This window comes from Roseburia sp. AF42-8 (genome assembly GCF_003435965.1).
Lineage (GTDB): Bacteria > Bacillota > Clostridia > Lachnospirales > Lachnospiraceae > Roseburia_C > Roseburia_C amylophila.
Genome location: NZ_QTVB01000012.1, coordinates 1 through 16,125, shown reverse-complemented (window position 1 = coordinate 16,125; position 16,125 = coordinate 1). Strand labels below are relative to the sequence as shown.

At 41.3% G+C, this 16,125-nt stretch carries 17 protein-coding genes and 1 pseudogene; all 18 read left to right on the top strand.

Translation table 11 applies throughout. From position 1 onward, the window contains the following. Positions 1-5: 5 nt before the first annotated feature. The 18 genes and pseudogenes from dprA (at position 6) to DW059_RS06805 (ending at position 16,007) form a co-directional block, all read left to right on the top strand. Positions 6-1,100 (top strand): DNA-processing protein DprA, encoded by a 1,095-nt coding sequence (gene dprA / locus DW059_RS06885; protein ID WP_117698278.1) that lies wholly within the window; start codon positions 6-8, stop codon positions 1,098-1,100. A 34-nt stretch (positions 1,101-1,134) separates the two neighbouring features. Further along, positions 1,135-3,225: a type I DNA topoisomerase gene (gene topA, locus DW059_RS06880; protein ID WP_117698277.1), complete on the top strand. Its 2,091-nt coding sequence runs from the start codon at positions 1,135-1,137 to the stop codon at positions 3,223-3,225. A gap of 91 nt (positions 3,226-3,316) precedes the next feature. Next, entirely contained in the window at positions 3,317-4,090 is a 774-nt protein-coding gene (codY, locus tag DW059_RS06875) for a GTP-sensing pleiotropic transcriptional regulator CodY (RefSeq protein WP_022243319.1), read from the top strand. A gap of 226 nt (positions 4,091-4,316) precedes the next feature. Further along, positions 4,317-4,706, top strand: coding sequence for a flagellar basal body rod protein FlgB (gene flgB / locus DW059_RS06870; RefSeq protein ID WP_117698276.1), 390 nt, complete (start codon positions 4,317-4,319; stop codon positions 4,704-4,706). Positions 4,707-4,728: 22 nt separating this feature from the next. Beyond that, the gene (flgC, locus tag DW059_RS06865; RefSeq protein WP_117698275.1) at positions 4,729-5,172 is read left to right on the top strand and encodes a flagellar basal body rod protein FlgC; all 444 of its coding nucleotides are present in this window, start codon (positions 4,729-4,731) and stop codon (positions 5,170-5,172) included. A 27-nt stretch (positions 5,173-5,199) separates the two neighbouring features. Then, positions 5,200-5,511 (top strand): flagellar hook-basal body complex protein FliE, encoded by a 312-nt coding sequence (gene fliE, locus DW059_RS06860; RefSeq protein WP_022243316.1) that lies wholly within the window; start codon positions 5,200-5,202, stop codon positions 5,509-5,511. Positions 5,512-5,532: 21 nt separating this feature from the next. Next, positions 5,533-6,125: pseudogene (locus DW059_RS16455) on the top strand (flagellar biosynthesis protein); the annotation flags it as partial. A 135-nt stretch (positions 6,126-6,260) separates the two neighbouring features. Further along, a complete protein-coding gene (locus tag DW059_RS06855; protein WP_442969768.1) occupies positions 6,261-7,139 on the top strand; it encodes a flagellar M-ring protein FliF C-terminal domain-containing protein in 879 nt (292 codons plus the stop codon). Continuing rightward, positions 7,140-8,147: a flagellar motor switch protein FliG gene (gene fliG / locus DW059_RS06850; protein ID WP_022243314.1), complete on the top strand. Its 1,008-nt coding sequence runs from the start codon at positions 7,140-7,142 to the stop codon at positions 8,145-8,147. Then, on the top strand, positions 8,140-8,931 hold the full coding sequence (locus DW059_RS06845) for a FliH/SctL family protein (RefSeq protein WP_158552072.1): 792 nt from the start codon (positions 8,140-8,142) through the stop codon (positions 8,929-8,931). The genes fliG and DW059_RS06845 overlap by 8 nt, the downstream gene beginning before the upstream one ends. 10 nt (positions 8,932-8,941) lie before the next feature. Next, the gene (fliI, locus tag DW059_RS06840; RefSeq protein WP_117698274.1) at positions 8,942-10,249 is read left to right on the top strand and encodes a flagellar protein export ATPase FliI; all 1,308 of its coding nucleotides are present in this window, start codon (positions 8,942-8,944) and stop codon (positions 10,247-10,249) included. A 9-nt stretch (positions 10,250-10,258) separates the two neighbouring features. Beyond that, positions 10,259-10,705 (top strand): flagellar export protein FliJ, encoded by a 447-nt coding sequence (fliJ, locus tag DW059_RS06835; RefSeq protein WP_117698273.1) that lies wholly within the window; start codon positions 10,259-10,261, stop codon positions 10,703-10,705. A 15-nt stretch (positions 10,706-10,720) separates the two neighbouring features. Beyond that, positions 10,721-11,545 (top strand): MotE family protein, encoded by an 825-nt coding sequence (locus DW059_RS06830; RefSeq protein WP_117698272.1) that lies wholly within the window; start codon positions 10,721-10,723, stop codon positions 11,543-11,545. Positions 11,546-11,580: 35 nt separating this feature from the next. Continuing rightward, positions 11,581-13,056: a flagellar hook-length control protein FliK gene (locus DW059_RS06825; RefSeq protein ID WP_117698271.1), complete on the top strand. Its 1,476-nt coding sequence runs from the start codon at positions 11,581-11,583 to the stop codon at positions 13,054-13,056. Between the two features lie 13 nt (positions 13,057-13,069). Continuing rightward, positions 13,070-13,621, top strand: coding sequence for a flagellar hook capping FlgD N-terminal domain-containing protein (locus tag DW059_RS06820; RefSeq protein WP_117698270.1), 552 nt, complete (start codon positions 13,070-13,072; stop codon positions 13,619-13,621). Then, positions 13,618-13,824, top strand: coding sequence for a hypothetical protein (locus tag DW059_RS06815; RefSeq protein ID WP_117698269.1), 207 nt, complete (start codon positions 13,618-13,620; stop codon positions 13,822-13,824). The genes DW059_RS06820 and DW059_RS06815 overlap by 4 nt, the downstream gene beginning before the upstream one ends. Next, positions 13,821-14,219 (top strand): TIGR02530 family flagellar biosynthesis protein, encoded by a 399-nt coding sequence (locus DW059_RS06810; protein WP_022243307.1) that lies wholly within the window; start codon positions 13,821-13,823, stop codon positions 14,217-14,219. Before DW059_RS06815 ends, DW059_RS06810 begins: the two co-directional genes overlap by 4 nt. A gap of 81 nt (positions 14,220-14,300) precedes the next feature. After that, on the top strand, positions 14,301-16,007 hold the full coding sequence (locus DW059_RS06805; protein WP_117698268.1) for a flagellar hook protein FlgE: 1,707 nt from the start codon (positions 14,301-14,303) through the stop codon (positions 16,005-16,007). Positions 16,008-16,125 lie beyond the last annotated feature (118 nt).

The window sequence follows — 16,125 nt, the reverse complement described above, 5'->3', positions numbered from 1 at the left end:
ATGGAATGAAATATAAATACTGGCTGGCGTGTATGGCACAGATGGCAGAAAACATTGGAACCGGAAAAGTGGAAAAACTGTTTCGTTTTGCCGGAAGTGCAGGAGTCTTATATGACATGTCAGAAAAGGAATTAATGCAGATTCCGGGCATTACCGAAGCAGATGTGAAGTCTGTTCTTACCTATAAAAAAGCATGGAACTTAGAAGAAGCATGGGAGAATTTAAAAAGAAGCGGACTGTATCTTGTAACAAGAGAGGATGAAAACTATCCGAAACGTCTTTTATATATCAATAAGCCACCTTATGGAATTTTTTATAAGGGCAGTCTGCCACCGGAAGATAAGAAAAGTATTGCTATTGTGGGAGCAAGAAGATGCAGTGAATACGGTCGTTACTATGCAAAACATCTGGCGGAACTGGCAGTAAAAGCAGGCTGCATTATAATCAGTGGACTGGCTGCAGGAATTGATGGAGCAGCCCACAGTGGTGCCATGGCGGCAGAGGGAGAAACTTATGCTGTTATGGGATGCGGGGCAGATTACTGTTATCCCAGACAGAATCAGAGTCTTTATCAGACTATGACACAAAAAGGCGGAATTCTATCTGAATATATGCCACAGACAAAACCTTTGGGAAAGTTGTTCCCGCAACGGAACCGGTTAATCAGCGGGCTTTCAGATGTGGTAGTTGTAATAGAAGCAAAGGAGCGGAGCGGTTCATTGATTACGGCAGACTTTGCCTTAGAGCAGGGAAAAGATATTTATGCACTTCCGGGGCGTGTTGGAGATGTGTTAAGTGGAGGCTGTAACCGCCTGATACGGCAGGGGGCTGGCATCATAGTGTCTCCGGAGGAATGGTTTAAGGATCTTGAAATTGACCTTGCCAATATAGTAGTTTCCAATGCTTTTTCAAAAAAGGTACTTGAAAAAGATGAAGGGGTGGTGTATAGTGTTCTCGATTTGCAACCGAAAAGTGCCCAGCAGATTTTGGAAGAAACAAAGCTTCCGGTAGACCGGATGTGTGAGATACTGCTGACGCTGGAAAATGCAGGTTTTATCAAAGAAGTATATAAGAATTATTATATAAAAATACATGAATAACCGCATAGAGAGAACAAAATAAAGGAGCAGGGTTATGGCTAAATATCTTGTTATTGTTGAGTCACCGGCAAAAGTTAAAACAATTAAAAAGTTTCTGGGGAAGAATTATGAAGTGGATGCATCCAATGGACATGTGCGTGATTTACCGAAGAGTACCTTAGGATTTGATGCAGAGCATGGATTTGAACCAAAGTATATTACCATCCGGGGAAAAGGTGATGTACTTGCAAAATTAAGAAAAGAAGTGAAAAAAGCAGATGTCATTTATCTTGCAACAGACCCTGACCGTGAGGGAGAAGCAATTTCCTGGCATTTATATCAGGCTCTGAATCTGGCAAATTCTGATAAAAAGGTTTACCGGATCAGTTTCAATGAGATTACCAAGAATGCAGTAAAAACTTCTTTAAAAAAACCGAGAGACATCGATATGGATTTAGTGAATGCCCAGCAGGCACGCCGTATGTTAGACCGTATGGTGGGTTACCGGATTAGCCCGTTATTATGGGCAAAGGTAAAAAGAGGCTTAAGTGCAGGACGTGTACAGTCTGTGGCATTGCGTTTGATCTGCGACCGTGAAAGTGAAATCAATGCATTTATACCGGAAGAATACTGGACCTTAGATGCCAGCCTGAAAGTAAAAGGTGAGAAGAAACCACTAACTGCGAAGTTTTACGGAACAGAAAAAGAAAAAATGAATATCACCTCAAGAGAACAGGCAGATGCTATTATGGCAGAGCTTGAAAAAGAAAAATTTGCCGTAACAGATGTGAAAAAAGGGGAACGTAATAAAAAGGCTCCACAGCCGTTTATCACCAGTACCTTACAGCAGGAAGCATCCAAGGTGTTGAATTTCTCCACACAGAAAACCATGCGTTTGGCACAGCAGTTATACGAAGGTGTGGATGTAAAGGGAATCGGAACGGTTGGTCTGATTACTTACCTGAGAACAGATTCTGTCCGTATTTCAGAAGAAGCAGATGCTATGGCACGCAGCTTTATCGCAGCGCAGTATGGCGAGAATTATGTTTCTTCCCATGTACAGGAAAAGAAGAGTAGTAACAAGATTCAGGATGCCCATGAAGCAATCCGTCCGTCTGATATTACAAGAACACCGGTAATGGTAAAGGAATCTTTATCCAGAGACCAGTTCCGCCTGTACCAGTTAATATGGAACCGTTTTACCGCAAGCCGTATGAGTGATGCAAAATATGAGACAACATCCGTAAAAATCGGTGCTGGAAAATACTGTTTTACCGTAGCAGCATCCAAGCTTGTATTTGAAGGATTTATGTCTGTATACACCAATGAAGATGAAGAAAAGGGCACACAGAATGTAATGCTTAAGTCCATTGATAAGGATACAGAATTAAGTTTTGATGCATGGGATGAAAAACAGCATTTTACACAGCCGCCTGCTCATTATACCGAGGCATCTTTGGTAAAGGCATTGGAGGAACGTGGAATTGGAAGACCAAGTACCTATTCTCCGACCATAACCACCATTCTTGCCAGAAGATATGTGATTAAGGAAAATAAAAACCTTTATGTTACCGAGCTTGGTGAAGCAGTAAATTCCATTATGACAGAAGCATTTTCCAGTATCGTGGACGAACATTTTACCGCTAATATGGAGTCGCTGCTGGATAGCGTGGAAGAAGGAACCGTAAACTGGAAGACTGTAGTAAGCAATTTCTATCCGGATTTGGATGCGGCAGTAAAGCAGGCAGAAAAAGATCTGGAAAAAGTGCAGATAGCGGATGAAGTGACCGATGTAATTTGTGAAGAGTGCGGCAGAAATATGGTAATCAAATACGGTCCGCATGGTAAATTCTTGGCGTGTCCTGGATTCCCGGAGTGCCGTAATACCAAACCGTATTTTGAGAAGATTGGTGTTGCCTGCCCGAAATGCGGCAAAGATATTGTACTACGTAAAACCAAGAAAGGCAGAAGATATTACGGATGTGAGAATAATCCGGAATGTGATTTCATGTCATGGGCAAAGCCGTCATCTGAGAAATGTCCGAAGTGCGGAAGTTATATGGTAGAAAAGGGCAATAAGCTTGCCTGTGCCAATGAGCAGTGTGGCTTTTCAGAGGAAAAACCAAAAAAGGATGAAAAGAATTAAAAGTACAATTCAAATTCTTGAATTATCAGAATAAACATGATAAAATATTAAACAGTCTAGTTATTCTGAATATAGCGTGGAGGATATAAGTATGAGCGTTCAGCTGTTGGATAAAACAAGAAAAATAAATAAGCTTTTGCACAATAATAATTCGTCAAAGGTTGTGTTCAATGATATCTGTGAGGTTTTGACAGAGATATTGGATTCCAATATCCTTGTTATCAGTAAAAAAGGAAAGGTACTCGGAAGCAGCCAGTGCCGTGGAATTGATGAGATTCATGAACTGATTGTTGATGAAGTAGGCGGGTTTATTGATTCTATGCTGAATGAAAGACTGCTTGGAATTCTTTCCACAAAGGAAAACGTCAATCTGGAAACATTAGGATTTGAATCAGATATTAAGAAATATTCTGCAATTATTACACCGATTGATATTGCTGGTGAGCGGTTAGGAACATTGTTTGTATATCGTTATGATAACCAGTATGACATTGATGATATTATTCTCAGTGAATATGGAACAACAGTTGTCGGACTGGAAATGATGCGTTCTGTGAATGAGGAAAATGCGGAAGAGACCAGAAAAGTACAGATTGTGCGTTCAGCAATCAGCACACTTTCTTTTTCAGAGTTAGAGGCAATTACTCATATTTTTGATGAGTTAAACGGAACAGAAGGTATTCTTGTAGCCAGCAAGATTGCAGATCGTGTAGGAATTACACGTTCCGTTATTGTAAATGCATTGCGTAAGTTCGAAAGTGCAGGAGTCATCGAATCCCGTTCTTCCGGAATGAAGGGAACTTATATCAAAGTTGTAAATGATGTGGTGTTTGATGAACTTGCCAGAATACGAAAGGCAGATTAACCATAGAAATATAAACAAACAGAATATAAAGAAGAGCACACGGATGGTGCATCGGATAAAGGGATTTATAGTGGGAAAAAGCTGTAAATCCCTTTTATATTGTGTGGCCAATTGGAAAAAAACACTAGATAATGTAAAAATAAGAAAAAAATACTTGTGTTTTTTACAAGATTATTTATAATAAAATATGATGCGATAACAATATGGATAACTATGGAGGTGCAGTATGATAAGTTCAAATGCGTTTGACTATATGAATGTGCTGAATAAGGCCGCAAGTGCGAGCTGGGAAAGAGAACAGTTAATATCAAATAATATTGCAAATGCTGATACACCTGGATATAAACGCCGGGATTTGGATTTTGAAAGTACATTGGAATCCGAACTGGGCAAAAGCAAATATGTTTCACTGGATGACAAGGTGGCAAATATCCATATGGACCATCTGAATGCAAAGACATATATCGACAATGCCTCTTATTCTTACCGTCTGGACGGCAACAATGTTGACCCGGAGCAGGAGAATGTAGAGCTTGCCTCAGAAACAATCCGTTATCTGGGATTGACCAACAGTATCAGTCAGGAAATATCACGGTATAAAACCGTTATTAAATAAAATTGTGTGGGAGGAATAAAGAATGGCATTATTTCAGTCGTTTGATATCAGTGCGTCCGGTATGACGGCGCAGCGTTTTCGTATGGATACCATTTCTGAGAACGTAGCAAACGTAAATACAACCAGTACAGAGAATGGAACACCATACCGCAGAAAAATTGTAACTTTTTCGGAAAAAGGTGTAACTCCGTTCAGCAAAGTGCTTTCTGATTCCCGGGAAGGCTATGTGGGAAACGGAGTAAAGGTTTCTTCAGTGACAGAAGATTATTCTACTGATTTTACTATGGAATATGACCCATCCAATCCAGATGCGGATGAAAATGGTTATGTGTCATATCCGAATGTGAATATAGTAACAGAAATGACGAATCTTATTGATGCCAGCAGAGCATATGAGGCGAACGTAACAGCTTTTGATGCAAGCAAACAGATTGCACAGGCAGGATTACAGATTGGTAAATTATAAAAGATATTTGGAAAGGTGAGATAAACGATGAATGTTAATGTATTAACAGGAGTTTCGTCAGATGTTTTTAATACACAGAATGCAGCTGCAACACAGCAGTCAAACAGTGCGGAAAGCTTTGATAATATTCTTGCAACGGCAATGAACATGGTGAAGGAAACAAATAATTATCAGAACAATGCAGAGGAAGAGGAAATTAAATTTGCATTGGGAGAATCAACCAATACCCATGAATTGCTTGTGGCGCAGGAAAAGGCAAACATTGCATTATCGTATACAGTTGCAGTAAGGGATAAAGTAATAGATGCTTATAAAGAAATTATGAACATGCAGATTTAGTATAGGTAGGATGAGTAGATTATGCCAGACAGATTGAAAGCAATATTAGAAAAAATAAAAGAGTGGTGGCTGAAGTTTACAACAAAGCAGAAGACGCTTCTTATCAGTATTACGGCTGTAGTAATTCTTGCATTGGTGATACTGGCTGTCGTGATGACGAAACCTACGATGGTTCAGCTGATAACCTGTGAGGATGCAACGCAGGCATCGTCTGTAAAAGACCTTTTGGATGGAAACAGCATAGATTATGAGGTTTCTTCTGACGGAATGACTTTTTCGGTAAATGCAAAGAATCAGGCAGATGCAAATATTTTGCTTGGTTCAAACAGTATTCCGACCAACGGATTTACCATTGATGATGCATTAAGCGGCAGTATCAGCACAACGGAAGCTGATAAGAGTAAACGGTATCAGGTTTTTTTGGAAGATAAATTTGCAAAAGAACTGGAAAATATGGATTTGATTAAGTCGGCAGATGTTAACTTAAATATTCCGGAAGATGATGGAACCTTAGTTACAAGAAATCAGGAGCCTATGCCAGCGTTAAGCTGGAACTGAACGGAGAGATGTCCGAAGACCAGGCGGCATCTTTAGCAAGATATATAGCAACTGAGATTGGCAATTCTTCCACGGATAATATTACGATTATTGACTCTAATTCCAACCTTTTATTTGCGGGTGGAGAAGAGAGTACAGCAATCGGAACTGCCAGCACACAGCTCAGTTATCAGACAAAGAAAGAAACACAGGTGAAGAAGGCTGTTACAGATGTAATTAAGGGGACAGACCTTTATGATACGATTGATGTAGGATTAAATTTAAAGCTGAATTTTGATCAGGTTACGACTAATGAGACAAATTATTCTGCGCAGGGAGACAGGGATGAAGGACTGATTACCCATGAGGACCGTTATCAGTCAGACTCAACCGGTGGTACGTCGGGAACACCGGGAACAGACTCTAATGGAGATGGAACAACTTATGTACTTCCGGATGGAAGCACATCAGAAAGCTCTGTTACAGATGATTCCATTGACCGTGCACTGGATGAAAAGAACACCCAGACCATTGGCTCTGTAGGAGATATAGAATATGACCAGTCATCCATATCTGTAACGGTAGCCCGTTATGTGACTTATAATGAGGATACCTTAAAAGCAGATGGTACTCTGGATAATATGACCTTTGATGAATTTGTAACACAGAATAACAACCGGGTAAAGGGAACGGTAGATCAGGATCTTTATACTATGGTATCCAATGCAACCGGTATCCCGGCATCTAATATTTCGATTGTCAGCTATGATATTCCGATGTTTGAATATTCTAAGGGCAGCGGCAGGGGCTTTCAGGATTACCTGCAGATTATTCTCGCGGTTCTGATTTTTGCACTGTTAGGATATGTGGTATTCCGCAGTACCAGAAAAGAAAAAGAAACTGAGATTGAACCGGAGCTTTCTGTAGAATCGTTACTTGAGACAACCAAGCAGGCAGAACAGGAAGATTTGGAAGATATTGGTTACAATGAGAAGTCAGAGATTCGTGTCCTGATTGAAAAATTCGTAGATGAAAATCCGGAGGCTGTTGCGTCGTTGCTTCGTAACTGGCTGAATGAGGAGTGGGAATAAATGGGAACAGAAGAATATAATGGCATTCAGAAAGCGGCAATATTGCTGATAGCATTAGGACCGGAGAAGTCGGCCAGTATTTTCAAACATTTAAAAGAAGATGAAATAGAAGAACTGACACTGGAGATTGCAAATACCAGAAGCGTGTCACCACAGACCAAAGAAAGCGTATTAAACGAATTCTATCAGGTATGCCTTGCACAGCAGTATATTGCAGAAGGTGGTATTGGCTATGCCAAAGAACTCCTGGATAAGGCATTAGGCAGCGACAAGGCACAGGAGGTTATTACAAAACTGACAGCATCCCTTCAGGTTCGTCCGTTCGAATTTGTACGAAAGACAGATCCAAGTCAGGTGTTGAACTTTATTCAGGACGAGCATCCACAGACCATAGCCATGATTTTGTCATATCTGTCACCGGCACAGTCTGCAATGATTTTAGGAGCCCTGACACCGGAGAAACAGGCAGATGTTGCAAAACGTATTGCCAAGATGGACAGGACTTCACCAGATGTAATCAAAGAGGTAGAGCGTGTGTTAGAGAGAAAACTTTCTTCCCTGATCAATCAGGATTACACAATTGTGGGTGGTGTAGATGCTATCGTTGGTATTTTGAATACGGTAGACCGTGGAACAGAGAAACATATTATGGAATCCTTAGAAATCGAAGAGCCGGAACTTGCAGACGAAATCCGCAAGAAGATGTTTGTGTTCGAAGACATCCTGTTGCTGGACGACCGTGCAATCCAGCGTGTGCTGCGTGATGTGGACAACAATGACCTTGCTGTTGCACTGAAGGGTGCCAACGAAGAGGTTCAGAATGTTATCTTTAAGAATCTGTCCAAACGTCTTGCTGCCATGATTCGTGAAGATATGGAATTCATGGGCCCGGTAAGAATGAAGGATGTAGAAGAAGCACAGCAGAAGATTGTTGGTATTATTCGTAAACTGGAAGACTCCGCAGAAATTGTAATTTCCCGTGGCGGAGGTGATGAGATTATTGTCTAATTTATATAAACAGCGTTTTATCACGAATGAATCTGAGAGCCGCGTGATTAATTCCAATACGCTGGCGTATCGTATTTTAGAAGAACAGTCCCGGGCTCTTGCAAAGACAAGAGAACCGGAACAGCCACAGGCAGAGTCAGGTGGATTTGTAGAAGGAATTGCTGCACCACAGGTGGAAACAATTGATTATGAAGCAGAGGCAAAGGAAAAAGCAGAAGAAATTTTAGCACAGGCAAATGCCGAAGCAGACGAAATCCGAAAAGCAGCCCGGGAGGAAGCAGACGAAATTCGTAAGCAGGCACAGGAACAGGGACAGGCAGAAGGTTTGGAACAGGGAATGCAGGAAGGTGCTGCGGTTTATGATGCAAAGTTAGAGAGCATTGGAAAAAGGGAACAGCAGCTGCAGGATTCTTATCTGGAACAGATGCGGGAACTGGAACCGAAGCTTGTACATACAATTACAGATGTGGTTTCCCATGTTTTCCATGTGCAGTTCCATGATAAGGATGAGATTGTACTTTATCTTGTAAAACGGGCAATGGAATCCATTGACGGACCGAAAGAATTTACAATCAAAGCAGGTCCGAAACAGGCAGCATATCTGGAAGAACATAAACAGGAGCTGTTAGAATGCGTGGGACAGAATGCAACTTTGGATTTAGTTACCATTCATTCCATGACTGAAGGAGAATGTATCATAGAGACAGATACAGGAGTGTTTGAGTGTGGAATGGATGTACAGCTGGATAATCTGATTCGTGATATACAGTCATTGTGTATGTGAGGAAAAAAGAGTGACATGTGATTTGGAAAAATATCAGTTACTTTCGGATAAGACATATTATACCTGCCTTGGAAGAGTGTCTAAGGTAGTAGGTCTTACCATTGAATCTATCGGACCGGAAGCAAAACTGAATGACTTGTGTAAAATATATCGGGATAGAGAGCAAAAAGAATATGTCATGGCAGAGGTAGTCGGTTTTAAGGATAACCGGCTGTTATTGATGCCTTTTGACAGTATTGAAGGTCTGGGTGTTGGATGTATCGTAGCAAATACGGGACATCCTTTGTCTGTTTTGGTGGGAGATGAGGTTTTAGGCCATATTCTGGATGGAATTGGACGACCGACAGATGTGGATGAGATTCATACCGATAAGGAATATCCGATTGAAGCCCCGCCACCAGATCCGATGAAGCGTGAAATCATCAGTGAGGTATTACCACTGGGAGTTAAAGCAGTGGATGGATTAATTACCATTGGAAAGGGACAGCGTATTGGAATTTTTGCGGGTTCCGGAGTTGGTAAGAGTACCCTGCTTGGTATGTTTGCAAGAAATACCAAAGCGGATATCAATGTAATTGCCCTGATTGGAGAGCGGGGCAGAGAGGTGAGAGAATTTATTGAACGGGACCTTGGCGAAGAAGGTATGCGCCGTTCGGTGGTAATTGTGGCAACTTCAGATAAACCGGCATTGATTCGTAATAAAGCAGCCAAAACTGCAACAGCTGTAGCGGAATATTTCAGGGATCAGGGAAAAGATGTACTGCTGATGATGGATTCACTGACCCGATTCTCCATGGCACAAAGAGAAATCGGACTTGCTACCGGGGAACCACCGGTTACCCGTGGATATCCGCCAAGCGTGTATTCGGAAATGCCGAAATTATTAGAGCGGGCAGGAACAGCAGAAAGAGGTTCTATTACCGGACTTTATACGGTGCTGGTAGACGGTGACGATTTTAATGAGCCGATTACCGATACAGCAAGAAGTATTCTGGATGGACATATTGTGTTATCCAGAAAATTAGGACATAAGAATCATTATCCGGCAATCGATATTTTGCAGAGTATTTCCCGTGTAATGAGTTCCATTGTTTCGGCGGAGCATAAGGCGGTGGCAGGAAAGCTGAAAAATGTACTGGCAACCTATCAGGAAGCAGAAGATTTGATTAATATTGGCGCTTATAAGAGCGGCTCCAATGAAGAAATTGATTATGCGGTTTCTAAGATAAAAGCGGTCAATGAGTTTCTGTGTCAGAGGACTGATGAAAAATTTACATTTGAAGAAGAATTGACATTGTTGGAAGATGTATTCAAGTAGGAATGAGATATGGCAAAATTTATTTACCGAATGCAGAATATTTTAGATATTAAATTAAAACTGGAAAGTCAGGCAAAGATTGCATACAGCCAGGCAAATGCAGCACTCCGGGAAGAAGAGGCAAAGCTTTTAAAACTCTTTGAGCGGAAGAATGCATATGATAACCGGGCAAAAGAGTTGGTTGAAGGCAAAATAGATTTGCTGGAAATAAAAAAATGCAGACAGGCAATTGAAAGCATGAAGGTGTTGATTCGAAGACAGATGATGCAGGTGCAGGTAGCAGAGAAAAATGTGGAAGCCGCCAGGCAGAAACTGGAAGAAGTTATGAAAGAGCGAAAGACGCAGGAAAAACTACGGGAAAAGGATTTTGAAGATTTCAAACAACAACTGGCGCAGGAAGATAACAAGGTAGTAGACGAACTGGTAAGCTATAGCTATGGCAGACCGAAAAAATAGACAGGTGGTGTAACGATGGCAGAAGAAATGGATAAGAAAGCAGCAAAGAAAGCGGAGAAGGCAAGAAAGAAGGCAGAAAAAAAGGCTGCAAAGAACATGGAAACTGATTTGGAAAATACAGAAGAAGAGGAAGGCAGTTCTTCAAAACTGGCAGTTGCTCTGGTAACATTGGTCATCATTATTGTATGGCTGGCAATACTGACACTGCTGATTAAATGGGATGTTGGAGGATTTGGCTCTACGGTAATGCGTCCACTATTAAAAGATATTCCGTATGTCAACCGGATTTTACCGGACTCTGAGGACGATCTTTCTACGGAAGAGGATTATCCATATAAGAACATGGATGAAGCGGTAGCTTACATAAAAGAACTGGAGCAGGAACTGGCACAGGCACAGCAGGGGAGCAGTGAAAACAGTGCTTATATCGCGGATTTGGAAGCACAGTCCCAGAAGCTGAAAGAATATGAAGCAAATGAGGCTGCTTTTGAAGAAGAAAAAGAAAAATTTTATAATGAGGTTGTTTTTTCGGACCAGGCACCCGATATAGAACAATATAAGGAATATTATGAGAGCATTGATCCGGATAATGCGGAACTTTTGTATAAACAGGTAGTGGAACAGCAGCAGACAGACAGTAAGATATCTGATTATGTTAAGGGCTATTCCCAGATGAAACCGAAGGAAGCAGCAGCCATATTTGACACCATGACAGATAATCTGAATCTGGTGGCACAGATATTGGAAAATATGGATGCGCAGTCAAGAGCTGATATTCTAGGGAAAATGAATTCTGATACAGCCGCAAAGGTGACAGAAATCATGAATCCTTCAGAATAAATAAAATTGAATAAAGAAGAAAGGAGGAAGAATACATGACGAGTGCAAAGATTTCGGGAATGGTATCAACCCCTGGAACTTTAGACACAGGACTTTCCAAAGTGACGGGCACTGTGGAAAAAGGGTTATGTGCAACTGCACAGGCAAGCTTTGCTTCTGTGATGGAACAGAAAACATCCGGTTATGGAAACCAGCAGCTTACCAGTGGAAATCCGGTAGGAAAAGAACCTGCAGCAACAACCACACAGCCGGCAGCTGTAGCAGACAGCGCAAAGAAACTGAATGTAAAGGAGAATTCTCCTACACAGAAAGTGGAAGAGCTGCAGAATCAACTGGAAGACACAAAGGATGCATTTGAAACTGGTGTAAAAGAAATTCTGAAAGATGAACTTGGCGTTTCGGATGAGCAGGTAGAAGATGCTATGTCTATACTGGGATTGCAGTGGATGGATTTACTGAACCCGGCAAGCCTTTCACAGCTTGTGACACAACTGACAGGAACTGAGGATGCCTGTTCACTGCTTATGAGTGAAGAATTCACAAATATTATGCAGAATACAGATGCGTTGGTTCAGAGCTTAAGTGAGACACTTGGAATTTCTAAGGATGAGTGGGTAGCATTACAGAATCAGTTGGCAGAACTGACAGCGGATTTTAACGAAACAGTGGATATGGCAGATGGCGGCGTGCAGGAAATTGCTCCACAGACTGATGCGACAATTACTTCACAGGATACAACAGTAATGGCAGCTACAGTTCAGATGACCCATACTACAGAAGAAACACAGAATGTACAGCCGGAAGAAGAGACAGAAGATGCAGCGCCGGTAATTCAGGTGAATGCGTCAGAGGATGCACAGACTGAAAACAATGTATCAGAGAATGCGTCCGGTGAAATGGGCGAGCCAGCAGCCCAGTCACAGAAAACGAAAGAGAGCAGTGTAAATGAACATGCGCAGAATATGGAATTTCAGGTAAGAGCAGAACAGCAGACTGTAGCACCGGAAGAGGTAAATAAGGTGGCATCCCGTACAACCATTGATGTGCAGGATATTATGAACCAGATTACAGAATTCGCAAAAGTGAATCTCTCCCCAGAAAATTCATCCATTGAGATGCAGCTGAATCCGGAAAATCTCGGAAAAGTATATTTACACATTGCAGCAACCAAAGAAGGAAATATAACTGCAGAACTGGCAGTAAGCAGTGAAACAGTAAAGACCGCTTTGGAAGCACAGATTGCAGACCTTCGAACCAGTTTAAACCAGCAGGGAATCAAAGTAGATGCAGTCGAAGTTACAATAGCAAGTCATGAATTTGAACGGAACTTGGAGCAGAATGCATCTGGAGAAGAACAGCAGGGCAGTCAGAGAGAAGAATCTGGAAGAACAGCCGGAAGAAGATTGTTCCGTGGAGAATTGGACGAGTTATCCGGGCTTATGAATGAAGAAGAAACATTGGCAGCCCAGATTATGAAAGACCATGGAAATACCATGGATGTAACAGCGTAGAAAGGAGCACAAAATGATAACACAGCTTATAAAAAATGGAGAGGTTGTGGATACCAGTGCAGAATCAAATTCCTCATCCTCTACTTCCAAAAAATCCGGAGGTAGTCTGGATAAAGATGCGTTTTTACAACTGTTAGTAGCACAGATGAAATATCAGGATCCATTGGAACCAACAGATAATACAGAGTATATTTCACAGTTGGCAACATTCTCACAGTTAGAGGAAACCCAGAATATGCAGGCATCCTTACAGGAGATGGAAGCAAATTCACTGGTGGGAAAACAGGTAGTACTTCGTGTTACATCTTCTGCAACAGGCGAGACATCCGATGTTACCGGAACAGTAGACAGTGTAATCCATGAGAACAATAAGACTTATCTTATGGTAAATAACAACCTTTACTCCATTGACGATTTATATTCTGTTATGGACGACAGTTACATGGATGCAATCAGCCTTGCAAAATCATTTTCACTTGCAATTGCATCATTACCTTCAGCAGATGAACTTACACTGGATAATGCAGGTACACTGACCAACCTCGGAAAGCATATGACAGCATGACCAGTTATCAGAAGTCATTCATTAAACAGAGTGATATCGATAAACTTGTAAAACTGGAAGAGAAAATGAAACAGTTACAGGCTGCCGCAGGAGAAAACGGTGATAAGACAGAAGGTAACGGTGTACAGAAGACAAAAAAGATACAGAAGAAACAGGGAAAACAGAGTAAACCACGGAAGGTTATTAGGGAGATGAAAGCATGAATAAGATAGCAAATCAATTCACTTCCATTGAACAGGTAGCAGACCAGTATCTCAATCCTTCGAAGAGTAATAAAACGCAGCCGGAGCAGGGAGCTTCTTTTGCGGAGGTATTAAAAGAAAAGCAAAAAGCAGCAGATGTTTCCGAAGTGAAATTTTCGAAGCATGCAAGCATGCGGTTGTCTACCCGGAATATCAGTCTTTCAGACCAGCAGAGTGAACGCTTGGAAGCGGGTGTGGAGATGGCTGAGAAGAAAGGAATCAAAGAATCCTTAGTAGTAGTTGATTCGCTGGCATTCATTGTAAATGTACCGAGCAGGACAGTTGTAACAGCAATGGACCAGAATGAATCAGAAAATAATGTTTTTACAAATATTGATGGTGCAGTAATAGCATAGCCGGACCTTATGGAGGCTGTGAGAACCCTGACTGACAGATGGGTTCTGCGTCAGATATCAAATTTAGGAGGTCATTTCATTATGATGAGAGCAATGTATTCTGCTGTGTCAGGACTTAAGACACATCAGACAAAGATGGATGTTATCGGTAACAATATTGCCAATGTAAATACCGTGGCATTTAAAGAGTCCAGTGTAACATTCAGCGAGATTATGTATCAGACAATTTCTGGTGCATCCGGAGCAAATGCAACAACCGGAACCGGTGGAATTAATGCCAAGCAGATAGGTCTTGGTGTAACAACAGGTTCTACTTCCATCGACATTACTTCCGGTGGGGCAGCCCAGACAACCGGAAAAGCATTTGACTTAAGAATTACAGATAAGGGTAATACAACAAGTTTCTTTGTTGTAAGCAACGGTACTGAAAATCTTTTTACCAGAGCAGGTTCTTTCTATATCGATGGCTCAGGAAATCTTGCCATGACATCTACCGGATACAATGTTATGGGATGGCAGGTAGACCCGACCACCGGACAGATTAAAAAAGACCAGGTATCTGCACTTCGTATCATGCAGGAAAGCAATCTTACTTCTCCGGCAGAAGCAACAACGAATGCAGTTTGTGGTGGTATTGTAGATAAAAACAGTACAGAAATAACCAGTGAAAGTGGATATGCCATGAATTTGAATTTCTTTGATGCATTGGGATATTCCTATACAGCAAAATTTGCAGTCAAAGGTGTAGATACCGATGCCGGAACTTATACTGTTGAGTTAAGTGCTATTTATGATTCTTCCAATAAGAATATCTTAGAGGAGTTTTTGGCAAACGGTGGAAATCTTTCTGATGTATTTGGAGCAAATGCCAGCGGTGGAATTACTAATGCACAGACTGCTTACAATGCAATCAGTACAGAGTGGACAGATACCGGAGCATCTAATTCCTTTGGCGGAAATACATATCATCAGTTCCGTAACAGCAGTGGTGAAATGTACTATATCAATACAACACAGAATGCCGCTACCGGACAGTATGACAGCAAAGTATATCGTGCAATTACTTCAGCCGGTGGTGTAGTAAAAGGATACGAAGCAGTAACGGACGTATCACTTTCTGATATTTATACCGGGTTACAGCCTGGTGCAACCATCAACAGCATTACTGATGGTAATCCACCTACTATTGAAGCAACAGCAGTAAATTACGAACTGAAGTTTGATACTGGTACTGGAAAAGGTAAATTTGTTTCCGTGGGTGACAGCACTAACGGCTCAGTCACATTGAACATGAAACAGTTAGGCGACCAGTTTGAAAATATTTCCATTGATTTTACACAGTGTAAGAATTCTAATAACGGTGGAACATCTACTGTTGGAATGGATGCGGGAGCAATTGATGGAACAACCGGAACAGGTAAGAAGCTTGGAGCATTAACCGGTGTATCTGTAGATACCCATGGTAAAATTTACGGTTCTTACGATAATGGTAATACTGTTCTTTTGGGCCAGATTGCATCTGCCCGCTTTGCAAATGCAGCCGGACTTGAAAAAGTAGGAGATAACTGCTACCGTACTACTTTAAACTCCGGTGAATTTGATGGAATTGGTGTCGAAATTACTTCAAACGGAAGTACCATGAATTCCGGAGAACTGGAAATGTCCAACGTAGACCTGGCTTCTGAATTTACCGAGATGATTACCACGCAGAGAGGTTTCCAGGCAAACTCAAGAGTAATTACTACATCCGATACGCTTCTTGAGGAGTTGATTAATCTGAAACGATAATAAAAATAGTCAGATATAGCGAAAAATAATATAAAAACAGTACATATAGGGGGACTATATTTGATAGTTCCCCTATATATGGTGTAATAGAAAATGGAATTGTTTCTAAAATAATTGT

Coding starts and splice junctions, on each gene's coding strand:
- dprA (WP_117698278.1), top strand. CDS start 6: ATGAAATATAAATACTGGCTGGCGTGTATGGCACAGATGGCAGAAAAC.
- topA (WP_117698277.1), top strand. CDS start 1,135: ATGGCTAAATATCTTGTTATTGTTGAGTCACCGGCAAAAGTTAAAACA.
- DW059_RS06805 (WP_117698268.1), top strand. CDS start 14,301: ATGATGAGAGCAATGTATTCTGCTGTGTCAGGACTTAAGACACATCAG.
- DW059_RS06825 (WP_117698271.1), top strand. CDS start 11,581: ATGACGAGTGCAAAGATTTCGGGAATGGTATCAACCCCTGGAACTTTA.
- flgC (WP_117698275.1), top strand. CDS start 4,729: ATGGCATTATTTCAGTCGTTTGATATCAGTGCGTCCGGTATGACGGCG.
- DW059_RS06810 (WP_022243307.1), top strand. CDS start 13,821: ATGAATAAGATAGCAAATCAATTCACTTCCATTGAACAGGTAGCAGAC.
- DW059_RS06830 (WP_117698272.1), top strand. CDS start 10,721: ATGGCAGAAGAAATGGATAAGAAAGCAGCAAAGAAAGCGGAGAAGGCA.
- fliJ (WP_117698273.1), top strand. CDS start 10,259: ATGGCAAAATTTATTTACCGAATGCAGAATATTTTAGATATTAAATTA.
- DW059_RS06820 (WP_117698270.1), top strand. CDS start 13,070: ATGATAACACAGCTTATAAAAAATGGAGAGGTTGTGGATACCAGTGCA.
- flgB (WP_117698276.1), top strand. CDS start 4,317: ATGATAAGTTCAAATGCGTTTGACTATATGAATGTGCTGAATAAGGCC.
- fliE (WP_022243316.1), top strand. CDS start 5,200: ATGAATGTTAATGTATTAACAGGAGTTTCGTCAGATGTTTTTAATACA.
- DW059_RS06815 (WP_117698269.1), top strand. CDS start 13,618: ATGACCAGTTATCAGAAGTCATTCATTAAACAGAGTGATATCGATAAA.
- fliG (WP_022243314.1), top strand. CDS start 7,140: ATGGGAACAGAAGAATATAATGGCATTCAGAAAGCGGCAATATTGCTG.
- codY (WP_022243319.1), top strand. CDS start 3,317: ATGAGCGTTCAGCTGTTGGATAAAACAAGAAAAATAAATAAGCTTTTG.